Source organism: Achromobacter sp. 01N37 (assembly GCF_056399725.1).
Map to the genome: position 1 here is coordinate 17,339 of NZ_JBFTRX010000001.1, position 22,042 is coordinate 39,380.

A 22,042-nucleotide genomic window follows, 5' to 3' on the forward strand; every position below is an offset into this window, starting at 1 on the left:
AGGAAAAGAGGGTTGTCTTCAAGCCGCGCGGGCCACTTGATGGCCGGGCGCGAATTCGATCAAGGGAATGATGGCCGGCTCGTCGCCCACGCGGCGCACCGGGCTGGGGATTTCGCCTTCGATCAGCGACGTATCAATATGGCGGCCGGGTTCGGCCACCGGCACGGCGGCCAGCAGCTTGCGGGTATAGGCATGCTGCGGCGATTCGAAGATCTGCCGGCGCGTGCCCAGCTCCACGATCTGGCCCAGGTACAGCACCGCCACGCGATGGCTGACTTTCTCCACCACCGCCATGTCGTGCGTGATGAACAGGTACGACAGGCCGCGGTCTTTTTGCAGATCCATCAGCAGGTTCAGAATTTGCGCCTGAATGGACACGTCCAGCGCCGACACGGATTCGTCGGCAATGATCAGCTTGGGGTTGCTGGCAAGCGCGCGCGCGATGCACACGCGCTGGCGTTGGCCACCCGAGAATTCATGCGGGTAACGCTTGGCGTGCTCGGGCTTCAAGCCCACTTGCTCCAGCAGTTCGCCCACGCGGCGGGCGATGGCGTCTTCGCCACTTAACAGCCCGTGCGTGCGGATGGGTTCGGCAATGCTGAAGGCCACCGTCTTGCGCGGGTCGAGCGACGCGTACGGGTCCTGGAAGATGTACTGGATTTCCTGGCGCAGGCGCTGGCGGCCTGCGGCGTCCATCGAGAAAATATCCTGGCCGTTGTAGCGCACGGCGCCTGAGGTCGGCGCGACGAGCTGCTGCAAGGTCTTGCCGATGGTGGACTTGCCGCTGCCCGATTCGCCCACCAGCGCCAGCGTTTCGCCGGGGTAGACGTCAAAGCTGACTTCTTCCACGGCGTGCACGCGGTGCGTGACGCGGCCAAACAGGTTGTGGCCCACGTCAAAGCGGGTGGTCAGCTTGTCTACGCGCAGCACCGGTTCGTCGTAGCGCGCGGTGTCTTGCTCGCGGGTTTCGCCCACTTCGCGCAGCGTGTCGCCGTCCAGCACGGTTTGCGGCGTGCGCAGCGGCAGGTCGCGGCCGGTCAGGCTGCCCAGACGCGGCACGGCGGCCAGCAGCGCGCGCGTGTACGGATGCTTGGGCGCGTTGAAGATCTCATCAACGGTGCCTTGCTCGACCTTCTTGCCGCGCAGCATCACGACCACATCGTCGGCCATCTCGGCCACCACGCCCATGTCGTGCGTGATGAAGATGACGGCGGTGCCCAGGTCGCGCTGCAATTCGCGGATGGTGTTCAGAATCTGCGCCTGGATGGTGACGTCCAGCGCGGTGGTGGGTTCGTCGGCAATCAGCAGGCGCGGCTGGCACGACAGCGCCATCGCAATCATCACGCGCTGGCGCATGCCGCCGGACAGTTGGTGCGGGTAGCGGTCCAGCAGTTGTTCGGCGTCGGGCAGGCGCACCTTGTCGAGCAGCTTGCGCGCCGATTCGCGCGCGGCGGAACGCGACAGCTGCTGGTGCAGCATGATGGCTTCGATGATCTGGTCACCGATCGTGAACACCGGGTTCAGCGACGTCATCGGCTCCTGGAAGATCATCGCGATGTCGTTGCCGCGGATGGCGCGCATCTGCTCGTCGCTGGCTTTGGTCAGATCGGTTTCACGGCCGTCGTCGCCGCGAAACAGGATCTGGCCCGTGGAGATGCGGCCGCTGGAGTAATCCGTCAGCCGCATGATCGCCATGGACGTCACGGATTTGCCCGAACCGGACTCGCCGACGATGGCCAGCGTTTTGCCCGGCCGGACATCGAAATCCAGGTTGTCGACGGCGCGGAACACACCGTTGTCGGTATTGAAATCAACCGAGACGCCGCGCACGGACAGCAGCGGGGCGGAGGAGGCGGGGGTGGTGCTAGACAACGTGGATTCTCACAGCGAGGTGGCGGCGCGGGCTGCCTGGTCGTACAGGCCCGAGAGCGCGCGCAGGGTGTTGGCCAACTGGTGGCTGGCGTCGTCCGCCGCGGGCGAGTCGATGAACGATTTGACGAGGCATTGCTCGCGCACTTCGGCGTAACGCTGAATGGCGGCGGCGCCGGCATCGGTGGTGGTGTAGATGACTTCCTTGCCCGTCTTGGCGCTTTGCACCACGCCCAGCCGCTCCAGTTTCTTCAGCGAATAGTTCACCAGGTGGGTGTCTTCAACATTCAGCGTGAAGCAGATGTCGGCCAGCTTCTTGCCGCGCCCGCGATGGAACACGTGGTTCAGCACCAGGATGTCCAGCGAGGTCAGATCGGGCAAACCGGCGCACGCCATGCAACGCACCATCCAGCGATTGAAGGCGTGGGACGCGATGATCAAGCCGAACTCCACCTCGGACAACTGCGGGGCGGAGGTGGCCAGATGGGCTGAGGAAACTATGGCGTCCCGAAGGGAAACAGACATGGGCAAGACGGACCAGGGACGGATCGATGACAAAATGTTGGCGAATTATTGACGATTTGTTGGTATGGCGGCATTCGGGATAACCCCAGGAAATATAGGATCGTCTTCGAACAGCGTCCATTTGCCGTCCTGCTCCCATCGCAATTGGTGCGTGGGCGCCAGCGCCGCCAGGAACTGAGTGTCATGCGACACCACGATCAGCGCGCCGGGATATTCCGCCAGCGCTTCCTCCAAGGCCTGCGTGGCGGCCAGGTCCAAATGGTTCGTGGGTTCGTCCAGCAGCAGCAACTGGGCGGGGTGTTGTCTCCATAGCGCGCAGGCCAAGGCGGCCTTGATGCGTTCGCCACCGCTTAGCGTGGCGGCAGGCGCATCAACGAGCGCCGGGCCCAGCCCCAGCAAGGCCAGCCGGCTGCGCAGTTCGCCTTCTGGCAGCGGCGCATGCAATACGTTCAGCGTTTGCAATAACGACTGTGTGGCGGGCAAGCCGGAGGCTCGCTGGTCCAGCAGGGCGGTCGACACGCGCACGTCGCACGTGCCGCGCAGGGGTTTCAGGTCCCCCGCCAGCATCGACAGCAGCGTGCTCTTGCCGCAGCCGTTCGGACCAAAGATGGCGAGCCGGAACGGGCCGCTCAGGCTTAGCGTCAAGGGCTGCGCGTGCAGCGGATAGGGCGGCGTGGCGTCTTCCAGGTGCAAGACCCGCCGTCCGCGAGGCACGGCCGTGTCGGGCAGCGCCAGCGCAACGCCCGGGGTGGCGGCGACGCGCTTGGCGGCTTGCGTGACTGCGTCGTCCAGCGCGGCGGCGGTTTCCTGGCGCCGCAGCCGGTCACGGCCCGCATGGCCTTCGGCGCTGGCTTTCTTCATGCCAAGCAGGATGGCCGCCTGATTGGTATCGCGGGCGTTTCGCGCATTGCGGGCGCTGCGCTGCTGTTGCGCGTCGTGCTGGGCCCGTAGTGCGCGCCGCCCCGCCGCGCGTTCGTTGCGGGCATGCGCCAGCGCGGCCTCGGCGGCAGACTGCTGCATGTCGCGCTGCACACGCCAGACACGGTAGTTACCGGCATGCCCGGACAGCGCGCCGCGGTCCAGTTCGACAATGGCGGACATGGCGTCCAGCAGGCGGCGGTCATGGCTGACGACGATCAAGCCGCCGCGCCATGCGTGGATTTTCTCCATCAGCCAATCGCGCGCGCGGGCGTCCAGATGATTGGTGGGTTCGTCCAACAGCAGCCCGTCCGCGTGTTGCAAGAGTGCGCCCGCCAGCGCCACCCGGGTCAGCTCGCCGCCGCTGGCTGCGTGGGCAGGGTGTTCCGGCGCCCAGCCGGGCAGACCCGCGTCGGTCAGCATCCGCGCCCAGTCTTGGCGGATCAGCCAATGGCCTTCGGCCAGATCGAAATCCGCGCTGTGGGTGCTGCCGGCTTCAATGCGCGACAGCGCACGCAGAATCGTGCCGATGCCCGCTACGTCGGCCATCGTGGCGTCTGGGGCCGGCATTTGAATTTGGGGAAGATAGGCGATTTGCCCGTGGCGCACGACGCTGCCCGATTGCGCGGGCAAGCCCCCTTGCAGCACGCGTAACAGCACGGACTTGCCCGCGCCGTTGTGGCCGATCAAGCCATGCCGCGTGGGCGCGAAGTCATGGCTGACGTCATCCAGCAAGACGCGGCCATCGGGCAGCGCGAAGCTGACGTGCCGCAAGCTGATGAAGGAAGGCGCGGAAGACGGCGTGGAACGTGCGGAAGACGGCGTGGAATGCGCCGCGTTCGGCGGGGTGGGTGCGTAAGAAGACTGGGCCATGGATAGCTCTCCGGGTCGGCAAGACGCTTTGCGCGCAATGCGGCAAAGGGCGACAGGGGGGAGGGCTTAAAGAATCATGGCCGGGGGGGTCTCCAGGAGGGCAGTCGTTAGTGTGGGCGGTCGTTAGGGGGGCGGTCGTGAGTGTGGGCAGTCGTGAGTGTGGGCACTCGTAAAGGTGGGCAGTCTCACGCTTGCGCAGTTTGAACGCGTGGGCAGTTCGAACCCGCCTGCCCGGGAAAGTTCCCCAGCTACCGGCTCGTTCAGTCTTCCAGCATCCGAAGATCCGGCGGCCGGTTTTCAATAATGGCCTCCATGCTAAAGAACCCGGTCACGGTCGACAACTCAAAATCCGTAATCAGCCTTTGATAGAAGCGGTCATAGCCCGCCATGCCCCGGCAGACGACCTTGATCAGGTAATCCCAGTCGCCGCCGATGCGATAGAACTCCGTCACTTCAGGCAGGCGTTCAACGTGCTGGCGGAACCCGTCGGCCCAGGCCTTGGCGTGGTGGCTGGTTCGGATCATCACGAACACCGTCAAGTCCAGGCCCAGCGCCACCAGACTGACCTCGGCGCGCGTGCCACGAATGATGCCGACCGCGTTCAAACGCTGAAGCCGGCGCCAGCAGGCGTTCTGCGACAAGCCCACCCGATCCGCCAGCTCGCGTTGCGACAGCGCGCCGTCTTTTTGCAGGCAACTAATGATGCTTAGATCAAGCTTGTCTATTTTTTCAAGTTTGTCGTTCATATGATCTGTTTTGGCCGATTTTAAGCAAAAAAATGGTGATGTTTCAACTTGGCATCCATCGTATGATATTTCGCATCACATCGCACATTGCGCGTTCCCCCGCGCCTGACATCGCGAACCTTCACCGCGCACCGCTCCGGATACCCCATCTCATGACTACGCACCACGCAACGGCTCCCGTATTGACCGGGCCGTTGCAGCAGTTTCAAGACAGCCTCAACATCGGCGATATCGCCGCCGCCCTGGCCGATGGCCTGATCGGCAAGGACGCGATGATGGACGGCCCCTTTGGCGCCAAGCCGCTGGTCTACGCCGACTATGTGGCGTCAGGCCGCGCGCTGATGCAGGTTGAGCGCTTTGTGCTGGAACATGTGCTGCCGTACTACGCGAACTCGCACACCGAAGCTTCCTATTGCGGCGGCTTCATCACGCGCTTGCGCCGCGAGGCGCGCTCGGCCGTTGCCCAATGCTGCGGCGCCAGTGAAGAACACGCGGTGATTTTCGCGGGCTCGGGCGCCACGGCCGGCATCAACCGCCTGGTGCATCTGTTTGGCGTAGACGCCGCAGTGCGGGCGGGCAGAAAGGTCCGCGTCATCATCGGCCCGTACGAACACCACTCCAATATCCTGCCCTGGCGCGAATGCGGCGCCGAGATCATCGAATTGGCGGAAAGCCCCGAAGGCGGGCCGGACCTGGCCGAACTGGCCACGGCGTTGGCCGTCTCGGACGACACGCTGGTTGTTTGCGCGCTGTCGGCCGCTTCCAACGTGACGGGCATCGTCGCCGACGTGCCCGCCATCACGCGGATGGTGAAGCAATCGGGCGCGAAGATGCTGTGGGACTACGCGGGCGGCGCGCCCTACCTGCCCATCCGCATGTCGCCCGCCAGCGATGCGCAGATCGACGCCATCGTGTTCTCGCCGCACAAGTTCATCGGCGGCCCCGGCGCGTCTGGCGTGCTGATCGTGCGGCGCGATGCCGTGGTGACGGCAACGCCCACCTGGCCGGGCGGCGGCACCGTGAAGTTCGTGTCACCCACTGGCCACGATTACAGCGGCAGCCTGGAATCCCGCGAAGAGGCGGGCACGCCGAATGTGGTGGGCGATATCCGCGCGGCGCTGGTGTTGCTGGTGAAGCACGCGCTGGGCGCGGACGTCATGCAGCAGCGCAACGCGCACTTCGTGCAGCAGGCGCTTGCCGCCTGGAAAGACAACGAACACCTGGAATTGCTGGGGTCCTTGACCGCCGCTCGCCTGCCGATCTTCTCGTTCCGCGTGCGCAACGGCAAGGGCGGCTATGTACATCAGCAGCTGGTGACGCGCATGCTGAGCGACCGTTTCGGCATTCAGGCTCGTGGCGGCTGCGCGTGCGCGGGGCCGTACGTGCATCGTCTGTTGGACATTGACGCTGAGCAGTCGCAGCAGATGCGTCAGGCCATTCTGGATGGCCGCGAAATCGAAAAGCCCGGCTTTGTCCGCTTGAATTTCAGCGTGCTGCTGTCGGACGCCAAAGCGGCATTCATTCTGGAGTCGGTGCTGGCGCTGGCCTCGGATGCGACGGAATTCGAAAGCCTTTATGGATTCGACCCCAGCCGCGCCATCTTCAAGCCGCTGAGCGCCCGCCTGGAAGTCGCGGCCTGAGTCGGATCAGTCCTGCATTTGCTTGCCGCACGTGCGTATCCAGGCGGCTTTCAGATCGGTAAGTTCGTCTGACGCCTGGGTCAGCCTGCGCACAACGCGATCTGAAAACGTCACGCCCTTGCGGCGGCACGCTTCGAAGTCATCGCTAAGCGCGAAGCGGGCGTCCAGCAAGTCCAGCCGGCCTTGGCAGAGTTCGCGGTTCAGTTGCAAATCGTTGGCGGCTTCGCGCGTGCGCTGCACGTCTTGCGCACGCTTGATGCTGGCCAGGCCGTCATCAATGCGGGCGGCGCAGTCGTCGGCGGCGTGCGTGGGCGCTGCGGAAAACGCGGCGAGGGCGGCGATGATCAGAAGGCCGGCCAGGGGCCGGCGGGGCGTTGCTGCCATGCGTAAAACCTTGGTGTCGCGGTAAGAATGCTCTGCATCATAACTGCTGCGAAATGGCGTCGCGTCATGTTGCGCCGCGCGGCTGACACTGCATGGAAAACCAGTATGGCAAAACGCGGCAACGCGTCTACCATCGCTGACAGGTCAATGATTCATATCGGTTGACCGAGAGATCCCACGAAGAGATCCCGCCAAGGGAGCCCACTAAGAGATCCAACCCAGAGATCCAACCCAGAGATCCAACTCGCAAGGGATTGGACGCGCATCCGGCTGAAGTTCTGTTTTATCAACACGTTACGTTGGAGATGAAAGAGAATGGCGAACACGCTCATCGAAGTCGATCTGGAACAATCCCCTTACGAGAACCCGAAGATCCACAACCGTTGGCATCCCGACATCCCCATGGCCGTCTGGGTGAAGCCGGGCGACGATTTCGTGCTGGAAACCTATGACTGGACCGGCGGCGCAATCAAGAATGACGACAGCGCCGACGACGTGCGCGACGTGGATTTATCGACCGTGCACTTTTTGTCTGGCCCCGTCGGCGTCGAAGGCGCTGAGCCCGGTGACTTGCTGGTGGTAGACCTGTTGGATATCGGCGCCAAGCCCGACAGCCTGTGGGGCTTCAACGGCTTTTTCAGCCGCAACAATGGCGGCGGCTTCCTTACTGAACATTTTCCGCATGCGCAGAAGTCCATCTGGGATTTCCACGGCATGTTCACGTCTTCGCGTCACATTCCCGGTGTGAACTTCGCGGGCCTGATTCATCCCGGCCTGATTGGCTGCCTGCCCGACAAGAAGTTGCTGGACACCTGGAACCGGCGCGAACAGGCGCTGATCGACACCAACCCTAATCGTGTTCCGCCGCTGGCGAATCCGCCTGCGCCCAAGACGGCGCACATGGGGGCGCTGCAAGGCGCCGAGCGTGACAAGGCGGCGGGTGAAGGCGCACGCACGGTGCCGCCGCGCGAACACGGCGGCAACTGCGACATCAAAGACTTGTCGCGCGGCGCCCGCGTGTTCTTTCCGGTGTACGTCAAGGGCGGCGGCCTGTCGGTGGGCGACCTGCACTTCTCGCAAGGCGATGGCGAGATCACTTTTTGCGGCGCCATCGAAATGGCGGGGTGGGTGCACATGCGCGTGTCGCTCATCAAGGGCGGCATGGAAAAGTACGCCATCAAAAACCCCATCTTCAAGCCCAGCCCGATCACGCCCGCCTATAAGGATTACCTGATCTTCGAAGGCATTTCGGTGGACGAAGAGGGCAAGCAGCACTACCTGGACGTGAACGTGGCCTACCGGCAAGCCTGCCTGAACGCCATCGAATACCTGAAGAAGTTCGGCTATTCGGGTGCGCAGGCGTATTCGCTGCTGGGGTGCGCGCCGGTGCAGGGGCATATCAGCGGGGTGGTCGATATTCCGAACTCGTGCGCCACGCTCTGGCTGCCCACTGAAATCTTCGACTTCGATATCCAGCCCTCGGCGTCGGGGCCCATCAAGCACATCAAGGGCGGGGTGGACATGCCGCTGTCGCGCGACCGCTAGGAGACTCACGATGCCCATGTACGACTACGCTTGCGGCGGCTGCGGCGAATTTGCCGCGTTGCGTCCGCTGGCGCAATGGCGCGACCCGGCCGCCTGCCCGCAATGCGGGGAAATGTCTGGCCGCATCATCGGCGGGGCGCCTGCCATCTCGGCGCTGTCGTCCGCCGTGAACAGGGCGCGCGCCGTCAACGAGCGCAGCGCGAACGAGCCACGCAGCTCGCGCGCCGGCCACGGCATGAATTGCGGATGTTGTTCGGGCGGACGCGCATCCGGCAAGACGCGCACCACCGCCGACGGCGCAAAGTCATTCGCGGGCGCCAGGCCCTGGATGATCAGCCACTAGCCTTGCGGCCAGGCAATCGCTGGCCAGCCCGCAGCGGCGCGTACCGGCTTGTTGCCGGGCGCGCCGTTTTTCGTTCTGGTGATGGACTCGCGCGCGGCGGCCTGCGGGGCGTCTTTGTGCTTCGGCTGACTGTTGGAGCGTTCAGGCCGACGCCGCGCTTACCAGCGGCGCAAGTTTGTGCTTCGGCTGATTCTTGGAGCGTTCAGGCCGATGCCGCACTTTCCAGCGGCGCCACCGCCGCGCCCTGGATCTTGTGGCGCGCCAGCGCGTCCGCCACGAAGCCTGATTTCTTCATGGCTTCCACATACGCGGCCAGATACGCGCTGGCCTTGTCGCCACGGCTCTTGGGCACACCCATGGCCTGGCGGATCAGCATGAAATGGCCGTCCAGCAAACGCAGGCCGCCCAGGCGCTGCGCGTCGGCTTCCAGCTGCTGCTTCACGCCGGCGGCCACTTCCATGTTTTCCTGCATGAACGTGTCTACGACAGCGGGCGAGGTCGGGGCGCGGAAGATCTCGGCATGCTTGAGTTCGCGCGTCAGGTAAAGGTCATAGGCGCTGCCTTTGCCGACCACGACGCGCTGGCCCTGGGTGTCGACCTGATCCATGGCGGTGATCGGCGAACCTTGACGCACCAGATACGCGCCTTCGATCACCACATAGGGCGCGGTGAAGGCGATCTGCTCGCCGCGCAACGGGTCGATGGCGAAGAAGCCCACGTCCGCCTGTTCGGCGGCCACCGCGTTGACGGATTCGCCCGCGGACTTGAACACCACGAGTTCCAATGTCACGTCCAGGCGCCGCGCAAGCTCCGTAGCCAGGTCCACCGACACGCCGCAGGGCTTGCCAGTGGCAGGGTCGGTGTTAGCCAGGATGGGGTTGCCCAGGTTGATGGACGCGCGCAGCGCGCCGGTGGGGGCGAAGGCGGAGAGCAGCTCGTGGTCGGTCTTCATGGCTTCCTTGGGGGTGGGCCGCACGCCAGGGCGCGGGCGATTGCAGAAGAATAGCCGGAAGCGTGGGCGTTGCGCGATGGCCGCGTTGCTATTGCGCGCGGCGCAGCACGTAGTGCGGGGCGAGCGGGCCAGTGGGCCGGGTGCCATCGCGATACAACATCGTGACCTGGTTCTCACCCACGAAGTAGCGCTGGCTGTCGCCCGCGGCGTCCAGGCGGATCGTGCTGCCATCCGACTCCCAGCTGAACGTGCCGGTCACGATTTCCGGCTGCGGCTCGCGGTCCAGATATTGGGTCTGGCGTTCGTAGCGGTCATCCTTGAACAAGGTCAACCGGGTCTTGATGCCCGGGCAGTCCGCGCAAGGCAGCGTGCCGTCATAGCTGCCCGGCCAGTCCAGCGCGTTGCGCGCCGTGTGATTGTCCACCGGCGTATCGCGGGCATTCGGACTTTTTGGCGGGGCGCAGCCGGCAAGCAAGGCAAGACTCAGGGTGCAGGTCAGGGTGGTTTTCATCATGGCGAGCTCCTGTGGGTAGACGCGTTCACGATACGGACAGCAACGGGGCGATGCTGAAACGGGATGTAAAGCGGAATTGCGCTACGCTTGGCGTCTTTTCTGCCAGACTGGCGCTTGCCCGCGAGCCATCATGACGAAAGCAAAAGGCGAACGCCGCAACATCGTCACCCGGCCTTTCGGAATGCCCCGACCCTATGGACCCTGAACTGTTGAATTTGCTGGTGACCCGCGACATGCCTTTTGGCAAGTACAAGGGGCGCCTGATCGCCGACCTGCCCGGCCCGTATCTGGCCTGGTTCGCGCGCAAGGGGTTTCCGCCCGGAGAACTGGGCCGCTTGCTGGCCTTGATGCATGAGCTGGACCACAACGGCTTGTCGTCGCTGCTGGCGCCGTTGCGAAAATCCCGGCCCGCTTCGCCGCGCGGGTAGGACGGCTTGGGTATCGCCGGCAATACGTGGCTGGCAACACGGGGCCGGCAGTATGTGGCCGGCAGCATGTGGCTGGCAATACGGGGCGGGCAATACGTGGCGGGCAATGCATCGCCGGCAATGCGTGGCCGGCCCATGCTGCTCCGAAACGTAGGGAAACAACTCTAGGGGGCGCCGCCGCATTTTGGCCAGTGCCCGGCGCTACGATAGGCCGGCGCGCCAGGGCGGACCCTTGCATCTCCGTCTCCGCGCGCTTGTTCATTGAAGAGAGGTTGCCATGAAGAAACGCCACATCACTGCCTTCCTGTTTGCCGCGTTGTGCGCCGCTGGCGCCGCGCAGGCCCAGTACGCCCCGGCCGCCCCGGGGGCGCAGGAAATGCAGTTTCCCAGTATGCCGTCCAAGGATGGCAGCCAATCGCCGCCGTCGACCTTGCGCATGACCGTCACGCCTGAACAGGCCCCGCCCGCGGTGATCCGGGACTCGGCGGAGAGCCAGGCGCAGTATGTGCGCTGCCGCGAGGTGTCAGACCGCGCAGCGGTGTCGAACGCGCAGATGCAGGCGGGCGTGGCGCAATGCCTGAAAGAACTGGAACAGCGCCGCCAGCAACAACAGTAGCAGCGCCGCTAGCATTAACGGTAGCAGCGCCGCCAGCAATAACCGTAGCAGCGCTGCTAGCAATAACGGTAGCCGCGCCGCTAGCAATAACCGTAGCAGCGCCGCTAGCAATAACCGTAGCAGCGCCGCCAGCAATAACCGTCGCGCCGCCGGCGATAACCAGCAGCGCCACCTGGGATATCCGGCGGTGCGACAGCAGAAATCCCGCGGCGTGGCGAGCCATCGCCCGCGGTTTGATTGCGATTACCGCGCCGCCATTTTGATTTCTCTTTCGGCCTGCCCCGCATCGGCCTTGGGGGGAGACTTCATCGGCCCCTTGGGCGGCGCCGCGCGCGTGCCCGCGTTGGTGCCGGTGACGGGCGCCGGCTTTTGGGTGCCGCGCGGCGTGATCTTTGGCACGGCCGGCACGGGCGGCGCGGCCGGCGTGGCCACGGAAGCCTCGGCCAGCAACGTGCGCGGCAGCGCGAAGCCGTCGAAGCTCGCCTGCGTGAACGGGTTGTTGGATTTTTCAGCGGTGATCCGGTAGCGCATGGCGCCGTCATTGGCCGAGAAACTCAAATCAACGCTGTTGGCCGTCGCGCTTTCCAGCCGCGCCTGACTCAACAGGCGGAACATCGACCACGACCCCCGGTACGCCAGACCGCTGCTGGTTCCCGTCGCGCCAACCAGCGTGATGCGGCTTTCGGTGGAATCGCCCAAGTTGTTGGGCCAGATCAGGCCGACGCTGTTGCTTGCGCCGTGGCTATAGGCGATCAGTTGGCCTTCGACGCTTAGCACGCTGCTGCGCCGGCTGGCGGTCAGCCCCAGCGGCGTGATGCTGAACTGCACACCCAGCGCGCCGCGGCTGTTGAAGAAGGCGTCGCGGATACGGTCGGCGGCTTCCAGCTGCGTCAGCACATCCATACGCACCAGGTAGCCACCGCGCCGTTCCGAATACAGCGCCTCAAGGTTCTCGTCAAAGAACAGCTTCAGATATTGCTCCTTGAACTGCGTCAGCCGGCCCTGCGGTCCGAACAGCGCAGTGAAATCTTCCAATGACGCATCAACGCGGCTGCCCGGGTTGAACGGATAGCGGCTGGCCAGGCGCTCGTGGTAGTAGCGGTACACGTCGGTTTCCCAGCGCCGCTCCAGCTCCTTCAAGGCTTCGATCAACAGCACCTGCGACGACTCGTCGGCCAGTTTCTTGACCTGCCGGTTCAGGGGCTCGGGAAGCCCCGCCGCCACGCGTTGCAGGTTGGCGATGGGGTCGGCGCCCTTCAGCGCGAAGCGGTCCAGCACCACTGCCAGCGCCGCCTTGCCCGGTTCGGGGCTGTCGTGCACACGCTTCATGGTTTCGTGCACGCGCGCCACGGCGGCCATGCTCTCGTCCAGGTAGGAAGGCTTGTCGCCTTTGGCCACCAATAGTTCGGATAGCGGCGCAAAGGGGCGCGCGATAGCCGCCACCTGCGGCACATTGGCGCCTGCTGACGCGGTCGCGGATGCGGACGCAGATGCTGACATCGACGCCGCAGCACCCGCCGCCACGCCCGGGCTCTTGTCGGCGGTATCGCCTGCGGTGGCGACAGCAGGCAGTGGCGGATTCAGCACGGTGTTGTCGCGCACGGTTTCCACCAGCCGGCGCAAGGGCGCCGCGGGGCTCGTCACGCTGCCCAGCACATCCACCGCCTGGCCCAGATCGTCAAAGTCCACCACTTCCAGATGGTTCAAGCTGCGCTGCCATGTGTTGATGTAATCGCTGCTGTAAAGCGCGCGCACGCGTTCGGCCAACACCTGTTTGTCGGCTTCCGAATAATCAATGCGCTGGCGTTCGCCCAGCGTCCAGCGGTCGATCAGGGCCAGGTCGGTGAAGTCTTTGCCGTGCGCCGCGAAGTAGCTGTGATAGCCCGTGGCCGTCAGCAGCGGGTCTATGCGTGTGGCGGGATCGGTTTGGGCGTCCTGGGGCGCGGCCGCCTTGTACACGATGTCGAAGGCGGGGCCCACTTCATTGCGCAAGTCCAGCGGCGTGTGCAGAATTTTTCCCGCCTGTTCGCGCATCGTCATGTAGACGCGCTGCGGCATCGGGATTTGACGCAGGCGCTGCTGCACTTCCTCGACCCGTGCGCGATGCTGCGGCAAGACCGCATCCGCGTATGTCAAGGCGTAGTCCAGATGGCGGCGCAAGCCGTTTTGCACCGCGCCTTCGCCGGGGAACGCGGCTTGCCACTGCTGCGTCATCCAGTCTTCCACGATGGGTGAACGGCGGTTGTGGCGATCTTCGATCATGCGGTAGACGCGCAGCGCCGCCAACTGCTGATTGCTGCCCGAGGGCGCACTGTTGATGGCGTTCATGACACCGCTGGCCAGCTCGGGCAGAAAGCGCTTGGACAGCAGCTGCAGATAGGCCTCGTCAACCTTGGGGCCGATCTTGCGGCCTTGGTACAAACCCAGCTCGGATACCAGCGGCCACGCCTGACGGTAGTCTCCCACCACGGCGACCGCGCTGCGGATCTGATCCAGCGGCTCGAGCAGATTGCGTCCCGTCGGGTCGCTGCTGCCGTCGATTTTGTGCGTGCTGAATTCGCGGCTCTTGTCCAGCACCGACATCGCCATTTGCCGGTTGACGCCGTGGTAGTGATACCAGCCGCCCGCCAGCAGCAGGCTGCCCAAGGCCGCGACGCCAAAGCCAACCATCAGCGTGCGGCGCTTGTCGGCCATCACCTTCAGGTTGTCGCCGGCCAAGCCGGCCTCGGGGTAGATGATGCGCTGGAACACTTGCTGCGCGAAGTACACCGCCGAGCGGCCGCTGGGCTTCACGTTGGTGGCGGGGGGCGTCAGGCTGTAGGACGCCGCCGCCGCGCTGATGAACGCGTCGCACAACAGGCCTTGCTGATACACCGACGAAAAATACACGCCACGCGGCAAGGCGGGCGTGATGTAGCGATCGCTGCCCAGCACGTCTTCCAGGAAGCCCAGCAGCACCGGCCGCATGCCCGCGAGCTGCCGGACCAGCGAGAACAGCGCTTCGCGGGCTTCCATGTTGGCTGCCTCGGCCATGGCGTCGAAGATCTGTTCGTTCAGATGCTGGATGAAGCCGTCATAGCGTCCGGCCAGCTCATCAAGCCAGGCATCGTAGTCATGGACGGAATCCAGCGTGAAGGTAAAGCCGAAAATGTCTTCGCGCACGTTGCGCGGCAGCCGCGCGAAGAAGGGCTCGAAGCCATTGAGCAGATCGAATTTGCTCAGCACCACGTACAGCGGCGGGCGCGTCCCCAAATGGCGGCTCAGTTCGGACAAGCGTGTGCGCAGCAGAATCGCCAACGCCTTGCGGTCGCTGGCTTTCTGGTTCAGCAGCGTCACCAGATCCACCATCAACACCACGCCATTGAGCGGGCGGCGGCTGCGGTTGCGGCTCAGCCAATCGACCAGCCCAACCCACAGGCGCGCGTGCGCGCCGATAGGCAGCGCCACCCGCGAGGTGGCACGGGCGGGAGCGGCGTCAGCGGTGGAGTCTGGCGGCGAGCTGCGGACCGGATCGGGCGTGGCCGCCGAGCTTGGGCCGGGGTCAGGCCCGGCTGCGGTTTGGGCCAGGGGCTCCGGTGCAGACGCGGCTTCGATCTGGCTGATCAGTTCGCCCGGCGGGTCGATCAGCACGGCCTCGTCGCCCATCCACCAGTCGATGTCGTACGCCAGGTCCGGGTCGGTAAACGCGCGCCTGGCGCCAGCCTTGACCTCGTTGCTGAGCGAGAAGCTTTGGCTGGAGCGGTTGATGAAGCTCGTCTTACCGGTATTTTCCTGGCCCAGCACCAAGTACCACGGCAGTTGGTACAACGCGTTGCGCCCCTTCAAGTTGCTGCGCAACACATGCAGGCTTTGGTCCAGCGCGCGGTCCTGCGCCTGCACAAAGCGCAGCACCGGATCTTCTTCGCGCTGCTCGGCCGCGCCGCGTTCGGCTTCCAGGCGGCGGTTGCGGCGGCGAAGCGTCCAGACCCAGGCCAGCACCGGCAGCATCAGAACGACGAGCGTGCACAGGACGCGCATGGACAGATCCGCCAAGGGCTGGTGATTGCGCCACGTCCAGTGCGGACCCAGCCACCAGATGCCGATCAGCACGAAAGTGATCGCCAATGCGGCCAGCACGGGCATCGCGCTCTTGAAATGGCTCGCTACCGGCAGACCGTAGCGCTTGAGGTAAGACCACACATTCTTCATCGGGAGACTCCTTCCTTAGCTCTTGCGGTCCGCCTCGGCGGGCGGACGCGCGGGCAGGTATTTGTTCAACTGTTCGGACAACTCAGGCTCCCATTCGTGGGCGGGCAGCGTGTGCAGCGTGATGCCGACGTTCGTATATAGGGTGTCTGCCAGCCACGACAGGCCGCGCGCGGCCAGCAGGTCGGCCGCGATGACGGCCGCATACGAGCGCTGGCGCGGCGATTCCGAATGGCCCTGCATGTCTTGCAAGCGGCGCAGCACGGTTTCCACGCCTTCGGTGTCCAACTGCGCGACAAGCTCTTCGCGCAACGCACCGAATTCCTGCAAGGGGCCGCTTGCCGCGCCTTCGGCGTCCGCACCGCTCAGCCACGCCAGCGTCTCGCTGTCCACAAAGGGGCGGCCGTCGTTGAAGCTCAGATCGACCAGCGACGGAATGCGGCGTACGAAGCGTTCCGTGGCCAGACGGATCGCCGTTGCCACGTCTTTCATTTCCAGCCGCGCGGCCATACCTGCCGCCAGAAAGCTGCCGCGTATCCAATAGGGCGAGGCGACGACGCTTTTCTCTACGCGCTGCAACAACGCGGGGTTGACGGCATTGCCCGCCAACGCCTCGCTGTAGCCGTCCGCGATGTCGGCCGGCACCGCCATGAGTTCCGTGCGCATGCCATGGCGCGTGGGCGGTGCGGCATGCAGATGCGCCCAAAGCGCGAAGCGGCGCAGCTGGTAGCCGGTGGGGTCGTACGCATCCTGCTGGTTGACGAAGTCGGCCACCCCCAGCAGCGACCGCCGGTTCTCGCGTTCGTCACCCGGCTTCAAGCGGGTGTTGTCCGTGTTGAAGAACGCTTCGGTGATGGCCTGCCCGCCTTGTTGGCCAGCACTTCGGGCGGGCGCGGGGCTTTCCGGAAACCGGGTTTGTTCGACGCGGCGCGAGAAGTGCGCCTCGAGCCCGGTCAGTTGCGCTTGATCCAGTTGGGCGGCAACGGCGCAGGCTTGCAGGCGGTCAAGCGCTTGTTGCGCCCGGGTGTGATCCGCCTTGCTGAAACCGGTGGCGGACAAGGCGTCCAACGCGCTGCGCAGACGCTCCGCCTGCACGGCCACCAGCCGGCGCTTGCCCAGATAGCCGGTGGGGCCGGGCTTGGGGTGCCCGGTCTCCCAATAGTGTTCGACCATGCCCGCCAATACATCCGCGGCCTCGGCCCAGCGTGGCCAGGAGGGGGCCTTCAGGCGCGCGGATATCAAATGGCCAGCGATGCGGAAGTGCTTGCATTGCGTGCTCAGGTATTGGCGCGACGCTTCATCCACGTACAGCCAGTCCAGCCGCTCTTCCTGCAAGCCGCCCAGCTTGATCATTTCGTGGTCGATCGCCTGAAAAGTTTCGTCTTCGGGATCAAAGTGGCCCGCCGGATGGCGCGCGTCCAACGGGGCCAGCAACGCGTCGAGTGCAAGAGGGGCGTAGTCCGTCACCAGTGACATGCCTCGCGCTGGCGGGACAGCAGGGCCTGCAAGCCGGTGGCGTTGAACGTCAGGCCATTCAGCGGGGCGTAGTCGCTTTCCACCCGCAACTGCGCGCCCGCCACGAAGGGGCGCAACTGTTCAATGGCCACCAGGCCCCGGCCCGCATCCACGACGTTGCCTTCATCCAGTACGCGCCATCGCCGGGCGGCGGACAGCGGGCGTTCATCGATGTGAAGACGGATGCTGATTTGATTGCGTTCGAACGGCTGCTCGGCCACCAGTTGCAGGCGCGAGATGTTGGACAGGCAACTGATCGCCAGATACGTGGGTGGGCCGGCGGCTTGCGCGGGCGCGGAGATCATCACCCGGTGTTGTCCCGCGTGCTCGTCTTGCGTGTGAGACAGCAGAAAGGCGGTGTCGCCGGCTTGCCGGGCGGCTTCGTTCATGCGGACAAGATCGGACGCCAGGGTGGGCGCCGGCAAAAAGGGCGGCGGCTGCTCGGCGGCGACGGGCGGTGCGATGTCGAGGGCGGGCGCCGGCTCATCTGGCAGCAGGCTCGCCGGACCCATCGGCGCGGGGTCGATTGACACGGTGCGCGCGGGGCGCTCAACCGGGCGGGGTGGCGTGCCCGCCAGCGCGTCAAAGCAGGCCAGCCGTTCAATGGCCGAGATGATCTGCGTGCAGGCGGCGGCGTCGGGGCCGGACACGGACACCGCGTGGCTGGCCAACGGCGCCAGCAACAACAGGGGCAGAAGGGTGAAACGCTTCATAAGGGGTGGTCCTCCCGGTCCAGATTCCAGGCCTGGCAGCGGCGTGCCAGCGTGCGTTTGGGGATACCCAGGCTCTGCGCGGCGCGGCTGCGAGACCCATTGACTTGGCGCAGCCGGGCTTTGATCACCAGGCTTTGGAACGTGTCCAGCGCCTGGGGCAGGTTGTCGGTATGCAGCAGCCCTTGCAGCATCGCGCTGCCCGGGTCGGCAAGCGGCGGGGCGTCCAGGTCCGGTTGCGACAAGTCCAGCATGCCGGCACTGATGCGTTGCCCGGGGGGCGTGCGTTCTGCCGCCACCAGCACCACGCTGCGCAACTGGCGCACGTTGCCGGGCAAGGGCTGCGCCGCCAACATCGCCAGCGCGTCTGGCGTGATGCCCGCAACGCGCGACTGGCGTTCACGGTTGTGCTGCAACACTGTATGAAAGGCCAGCGCGGGAATGTCCTCGGGGCGGTCGCGCAGCGCGGGCAACGCCAGCGTCAGTTGCCGGATGCGGAAATACAGGTCTTCGCGGAAATGCCCATCGCGCACCCGTTGGGGCAGCGGCTGATGGGTCGCGCAGATCAGGCGGAAGTCGGAACTCAGTTCACGCGTGGCGCCCAATGGCCGATACTTCTTTTCGTTCAACAGACGCAGCAGGGTGCCTTGCAGCGCCAAGGGCATGTCGCCGATTTCGTCCAGGAACAGCGTGCCGCCATCGGCTTCGGCAACCAGCCCGGACCTGGCCTGCAAGGCGCCCGTAAAGGCGCCGCGCACATTGCCGAACAGCTCCGCTTCAATCAGCTCCTTTGGGATGGCGGCGCAATTGACGGGCACGAACTTGCCTCGGCGCGGCGAGGCTTGATGAATCAGCCACGCGGCATGGTCTTTGCCCGTGCCGGTTTCGCCGGTCAGCAGGACGGCCAGCGCGGAATCCGCAAAGCGCAGCATGTCTTCGCGCATACGCCGGGCCGCGGGGCTGACGCCGATGAACTCGGCCGCCAGCAGGCGCGCAGCGCGCATCCGGCTTTGTTCGACGGCCGGCTCTGCGTGCTGGCTGCGTTGGTAGCGCGCATCATCGGCCACGTTGGCCTGCCGATGCAGACGCGCGTAAAGGGATTCGTGGGCCGCAAGCAGCGCGCGCCAGAGGGAATCATCGCGCCACGCCAACAGCACCGCGGGCGGCCCGGCCAGCGCCAGTACGGTCAAGGGCTGGCGGCGCTCGTCGCGCAGCGGAATCGCCAGCAACCCGAATTGCGCACCCAGTTCATCGCGCAGCCGTTCATACCCCGTGCCCACATCGACCAGCCCGGACATCTGATCGATCAGACAAGACTTTGCACTGGTCATGGTGTAGACGAGGGGGTCGTCAAGCGCGTCCATGCTGATGTCGGGAAGGGGATTGGCCGCCGACCCCGCCTGCACAAGCGGAAACAGCCGGTCTCCTGTGGCGTCTCGGGCGTACAGGCATGCGCCGGCCATGCCCGGCACGTTCAGGCACGCGTCGAGGAACACGCGTGACAGCGCGTCCACGCGTGAAGCCATGGCCATGTCCCGGGCGATGTCCGCCACGCTTTGCGCATCCATCGCGGACCTTTAATCCAGCGTGGCGGCGAAGCCGCCTTGCGACCATTCCAGCCGGGCGCTGCCAAAGGCGAGCCCGGCGGCCAACTGTTGCAGCACCGCCAGCGAAAGGGGCGGCAAGAGTTCGCCATCGATGGTGGCGTCCAGCAGACGCGCGCCGTTCTCGTGGCGCGCGCAGCGGCCACGCAGTTCATCGCGCGCGCTGGCGCTGAGGTGCAGCGTGGCGTTGTAGCGCGTCGCGAATTGGACGCGCAAACGTTCCAGCCGGCTCTGGATGATCTGGTCCAGCACACTTTCGTCCAGATACCGGTATGGCACTACCTGCATGCGCGCAAGCAGCGCCGGTTTGAAGAATGCGGCCAGCCGGATGCGCAGCGCGTCTTCGGACAAATCGGCCAGATCGCCGTCTTGTTGGTCGAATCCGAGGTTGGAAGTCAAGAAGAACAGGACGTTCTTGCAATCAATCTGGCGCCCTTCGCCGTCAGCCAGTTCGCCCTTGTCGAAGGCCTGGTAGAACAGGCTCATGACTTCCGGGTGGGCCTTCTCGACTTCGTCCAGCAACACCACCGAATAAGGCTGCCGCCGGATTGCCTCCGTCAGCACGCCGCCTTCGCCGTATCCGACATAGCCGGGCGGCGCACCCAGCAGGCGCGACACCGTATGCCGCTCCTGGAATTCGGACATGTTGATCGTGGTCAGGAACTGCCTGCCGCCAAATAGTTCGTCGGCCACCGCCAACGCGGTTTCGGTCTTGCCAACGCCGCTGGGCCCGACGAGCAGGAACGCGCCCAGGGGCGTGCCGGGGCGGCGCAAGTCGGCCATGGCCGTCAGCAGATGCTTGTGCAAGCGATCAATGGCGCCGTCCTGGCCCTTGATACGTTCACCTAGTACGGCAGGCAACCGGGCCAGGCGTTCTATCTGGCCACGATTGAGCGTGGTGGCGGGAATGCCGGTCCAGTCGGAAATGACCTGGGCGATCTGCGTGTGGCCGACATCGGCATGCAACAACGCGCCATCGCGTTGGAGCGCGGTCAGCGCCGCCACCTGTTGGCGCAATTCGTCGGAGGCAGGGTGGCCCGGAGAATCTGGGTCATCGTCATCTAGCGCGCCGCGCAAGCGCAAGATGTCATCGACCAGCGCCTTCTGCTGTTCCCACGCCTGTTGCAGCTGTGTGATGCGGCCGGCAACCGCGGCGGCATCGGCCTCGAGTTCGGCCAGACGGCGCGGCGCGGCGTCGCGGCCGGCGCGAGCATCGCGATGCAACTGCTGGAGCTCGGCTGCGATTTGCAATTGTTCATGTTCCATCGCCGTGAGCCGGCGCGGAGGCTCTGCCAACGCCGTCGCCACGCGGGCGCTGGCGGTGTCCAGCACATCAATGGCCTTGTCTGGTAATTGCCGGCCCGACAGGTAGCGTGCTGACAACGTCACGGCCGCCTGCAAGGCGTCGTCGCCGATGTAGACACGATGCGCCTGTTCGTAAATGCGGCGCAAGCCACGCAAGATGTGAACCGCCTGTTCCTGGCTGGGCTCGTCCAGCTTCACCAGCTGGAATCGTCGCGTCAGGGCCGGGTCTTTCTCGAAGTACTTTTTGTATTCGGTCCAGGTCGTGGCCGCGATGGTGCGCAATTCGCCGCGCGCAAGCGCGGGTTTGAGCAAGTTGGCGGCGTCGCTGCCGCCGGCGGCATTGCCCGCGCCAATCAGCGTATGCGCCTCGTCGATGAACAGGATGATGCGCTGGGCCGATGCCTTGACCTCGTCAAGCACGGCCTTCAGGCGCTTTTCAAATTCGCCCTTGACCGACGCGCCCGCCTGCAACGCGCCCAGGTCCAGCCCCCATAGCGACACATGACGCAAGGGCGCCGGCACACGTTCTTGCACGATGCGCAACGCCAGGCCCTCGACCACGGCGCTCTTGCCGACGCCCGCGTCGCCCACCACGATGGGGTTGTTTTTGCGGCGGCGTGACAGGATGTCGATCATCTGGTCGATCTCGGCATCGCGGCACAGCACGGGATCAATCTTGCCGGCACGCGCCTGTGCGGTGAAGTCGTGCCCATACTTCGCCAGCGCGCTGTCGGACGACACCGATGATGCGTGAATCGCGTCGGCATTGCCTCCTGCGGGTTCACCGGCCGGTGATTCGCAGGAGTGTTGAAACACGCTGCTGAATTCTTTGCGCAAGGCCTCGCGGTTGATGTGTTCGAACAGCGTGATGGCGGAAAGGGGAAGATAGCGCCCCGGATTCAGCAGCGCGGCCAGCGTCAGGCTGCCCCCGCGCAACTGTGTATGGCCGAGCTCCAGCGACGCCAGCAGCCACGCTTCCTGTAGCCACTCGATCAGCAGCGGCGAGAACGTGGGGTATTGGCCCGGCGTTTCACTGCGATAAGGGCTGGCGTTAGCCAGCGCCTGGCGGACCGAATCCGGGTCGAGTTCGGCGTGCTTGATCAGCATGCGCATATCCGACAAGGGCTGGTCGACCAGCTTGAACAGCACGTGCGCCACGGTGATCTCGGCGCAATGCTGGCTGATGCACAGACTGGCGGCTTCTTCCAGGGCCTGGCGGCTGATCGGATTCAAGCGTTCGATCAGGGCGGAGAGGTCAATTCTGATCATGGCGTCACACGCGTTCGAGGAATCCACAACGAGACCACGCCACTCAAATTAATTCCATAGGAGGACTATGAAACCGCGCCCGGAACGCGCTCACCGTGTCA

Annotated in this window: 17 protein-coding genes; 5 read left to right on the forward strand and 12 right to left on the reverse strand. The window is 65.1% G+C overall.

All coding sequences use genetic code 11. The annotated features are described in order from the left end of the window. Window positions 1-18: 18 nt before the first annotated feature. The 4 genes from AC1DSJ_RS00090 to AC1DSJ_RS00105 all read right to left on the reverse strand — a co-directional run bounded on the left by AC1DSJ_RS00090 (window position 19) and on the right by AC1DSJ_RS00105 (window position 4,931). Window positions 19-1,872: an ABC transporter ATP-binding protein gene (locus AC1DSJ_RS00090; RefSeq protein ID WP_441370738.1), complete on the reverse strand. Its 1,854-nt coding sequence runs from the start codon at window positions 1,870-1,872 to the stop codon at window positions 19-21. 9 nt (window positions 1,873-1,881) lie between these two features. After that, window positions 1,882-2,394, reverse strand: a complete 513-nt coding sequence (locus AC1DSJ_RS00095) for a winged helix DNA-binding protein (protein ID WP_054424809.1) — start codon at window positions 2,392-2,394, stop codon at window positions 1,882-1,884. Window positions 2,395-2,439: 45 nt separating this feature from the next. Next, window positions 2,440-4,185, reverse strand: a complete 1,746-nt coding sequence (locus tag AC1DSJ_RS00100) for an ABC-F family ATP-binding cassette domain-containing protein (protein WP_441370739.1) — start codon at window positions 4,183-4,185, stop codon at window positions 2,440-2,442. Window positions 4,186-4,445: 260 nt separating this feature from the next. Beyond that, window positions 4,446-4,931, reverse strand: a complete 486-nt coding sequence (locus tag AC1DSJ_RS00105) for an Lrp/AsnC family transcriptional regulator (protein ID WP_054424814.1) — start codon at window positions 4,929-4,931, stop codon at window positions 4,446-4,448. Between the two features lie 152 nt (window positions 4,932-5,083). Here AC1DSJ_RS00105 and AC1DSJ_RS00110 point away from each other — a divergent pair, with 152 nt between their 5' ends. After that, complete coding sequence (locus tag AC1DSJ_RS00110) at window positions 5,084-6,571, forward strand: aminotransferase class V-fold PLP-dependent enzyme (RefSeq protein ID WP_342067794.1); 1,488 nt, start codon at window positions 5,084-5,086, stop codon at window positions 6,569-6,571. 6 nt (window positions 6,572-6,577) lie between these two features. On the opposite strand, the gene AC1DSJ_RS00115 is transcribed toward AC1DSJ_RS00110, so the two are convergent. After that, on the reverse strand, window positions 6,578-6,955 hold the full coding sequence (locus tag AC1DSJ_RS00115) for a hypothetical protein (protein WP_441370740.1): 378 nt from the start codon (window positions 6,953-6,955) through the stop codon (window positions 6,578-6,580). Between the two features lie 315 nt (window positions 6,956-7,270). Between AC1DSJ_RS00115 and fmdA the strand changes: the two genes are divergently transcribed. Together fmdA and AC1DSJ_RS00125 are read left to right on the forward strand one after the other, a co-directional pair. After that, window positions 7,271-8,500 carry a formamidase gene (gene fmdA, locus AC1DSJ_RS00120; protein WP_175169420.1) on the forward strand — a complete coding sequence of 410 codons (1,230 nt, stop codon included), beginning with the start codon at window positions 7,271-7,273 and terminating at the stop codon, window positions 8,498-8,500. 10 nt (window positions 8,501-8,510) lie between these two features. Beyond that, window positions 8,511-8,843 (forward strand): FmdB family zinc ribbon protein, encoded by a 333-nt coding sequence (locus AC1DSJ_RS00125; protein ID WP_054424827.1) that lies wholly within the window; start codon window positions 8,511-8,513, stop codon window positions 8,841-8,843. Between the two features lie 202 nt (window positions 8,844-9,045). Here the strand turns inward: AC1DSJ_RS00125 and AC1DSJ_RS00130 are convergent, their stop codons facing one another. Together AC1DSJ_RS00130 and AC1DSJ_RS00135 are read right to left on the reverse strand one after the other, a co-directional pair. Beyond that, the gene (locus tag AC1DSJ_RS00130) at window positions 9,046-9,795 is read right to left on the reverse strand and encodes an ABC transporter substrate-binding protein (protein ID WP_441370741.1); all 750 of its coding nucleotides are present in this window, start codon (window positions 9,793-9,795) and stop codon (window positions 9,046-9,048) included. A gap of 88 nt (window positions 9,796-9,883) precedes the next feature. Next, complete coding sequence (locus AC1DSJ_RS00135; protein WP_054424833.1) at window positions 9,884-10,309, reverse strand: copper resistance protein NlpE; 426 nt, start codon at window positions 10,307-10,309, stop codon at window positions 9,884-9,886. Window positions 10,310-10,503: 194 nt separating this feature from the next. Between AC1DSJ_RS00135 and AC1DSJ_RS00140 the strand changes: the two genes are divergently transcribed. Further along, on the forward strand, window positions 10,504-10,737 hold the full coding sequence (locus tag AC1DSJ_RS00140) for a DUF3820 family protein (protein ID WP_054424837.1): 234 nt from the start codon (window positions 10,504-10,506) through the stop codon (window positions 10,735-10,737). 277 nt (window positions 10,738-11,014) lie between these two features. After that, the gene (locus tag AC1DSJ_RS00145) at window positions 11,015-11,353 is read left to right on the forward strand and encodes a hypothetical protein (protein WP_346550502.1); all 339 of its coding nucleotides are present in this window, start codon (window positions 11,015-11,017) and stop codon (window positions 11,351-11,353) included. Between the two features lie 243 nt (window positions 11,354-11,596). Here AC1DSJ_RS00145 and tssM read toward each other — a convergent pair whose 3' ends face one another. Genes tssM through tssH form a run of 5 tightly spaced genes read right to left on the reverse strand, consistent with a single transcriptional unit; the run spans window position 11,597 to window position 21,941 of the window. Continuing rightward, window positions 11,597-15,541: a type VI secretion system membrane subunit TssM gene (gene tssM / locus AC1DSJ_RS00150; RefSeq protein ID WP_441370742.1), complete on the reverse strand. Its 3,945-nt coding sequence runs from the start codon at window positions 15,539-15,541 to the stop codon at window positions 11,597-11,599. Window positions 15,542-15,556: 15 nt separating this feature from the next. Further along, window positions 15,557-17,014, reverse strand: coding sequence for a type VI secretion system protein TssA (gene tssA, locus AC1DSJ_RS00155; RefSeq protein WP_441370743.1), 1,458 nt, complete (start codon window positions 17,012-17,014; stop codon window positions 15,557-15,559). Next, window positions 17,002-17,766, reverse strand: a complete 765-nt coding sequence (locus tag AC1DSJ_RS00160; RefSeq protein WP_342067798.1) for a type VI secretion system-associated protein TagO — start codon at window positions 17,764-17,766, stop codon at window positions 17,002-17,004. The genes tssA and AC1DSJ_RS00160 overlap by 13 nt, the downstream gene beginning before the upstream one ends. Beyond that, window positions 17,763-19,331 carry a sigma 54-interacting transcriptional regulator gene (locus AC1DSJ_RS00165; RefSeq protein ID WP_441370744.1) on the reverse strand — a complete coding sequence of 523 codons (1,569 nt, stop codon included), beginning with the start codon at window positions 19,329-19,331 and terminating at the stop codon, window positions 17,763-17,765. Before AC1DSJ_RS00165 ends, AC1DSJ_RS00160 begins: the two co-directional genes overlap by 4 nt. Before the next feature lie 9 nt (window positions 19,332-19,340). After that, entirely contained in the window at window positions 19,341-21,941 is a 2,601-nt protein-coding gene (tssH, locus tag AC1DSJ_RS00170; protein WP_441370745.1) for a type VI secretion system ATPase TssH, read from the reverse strand. Between the last annotated feature and the right edge of the window lie 101 nt (window positions 21,942-22,042).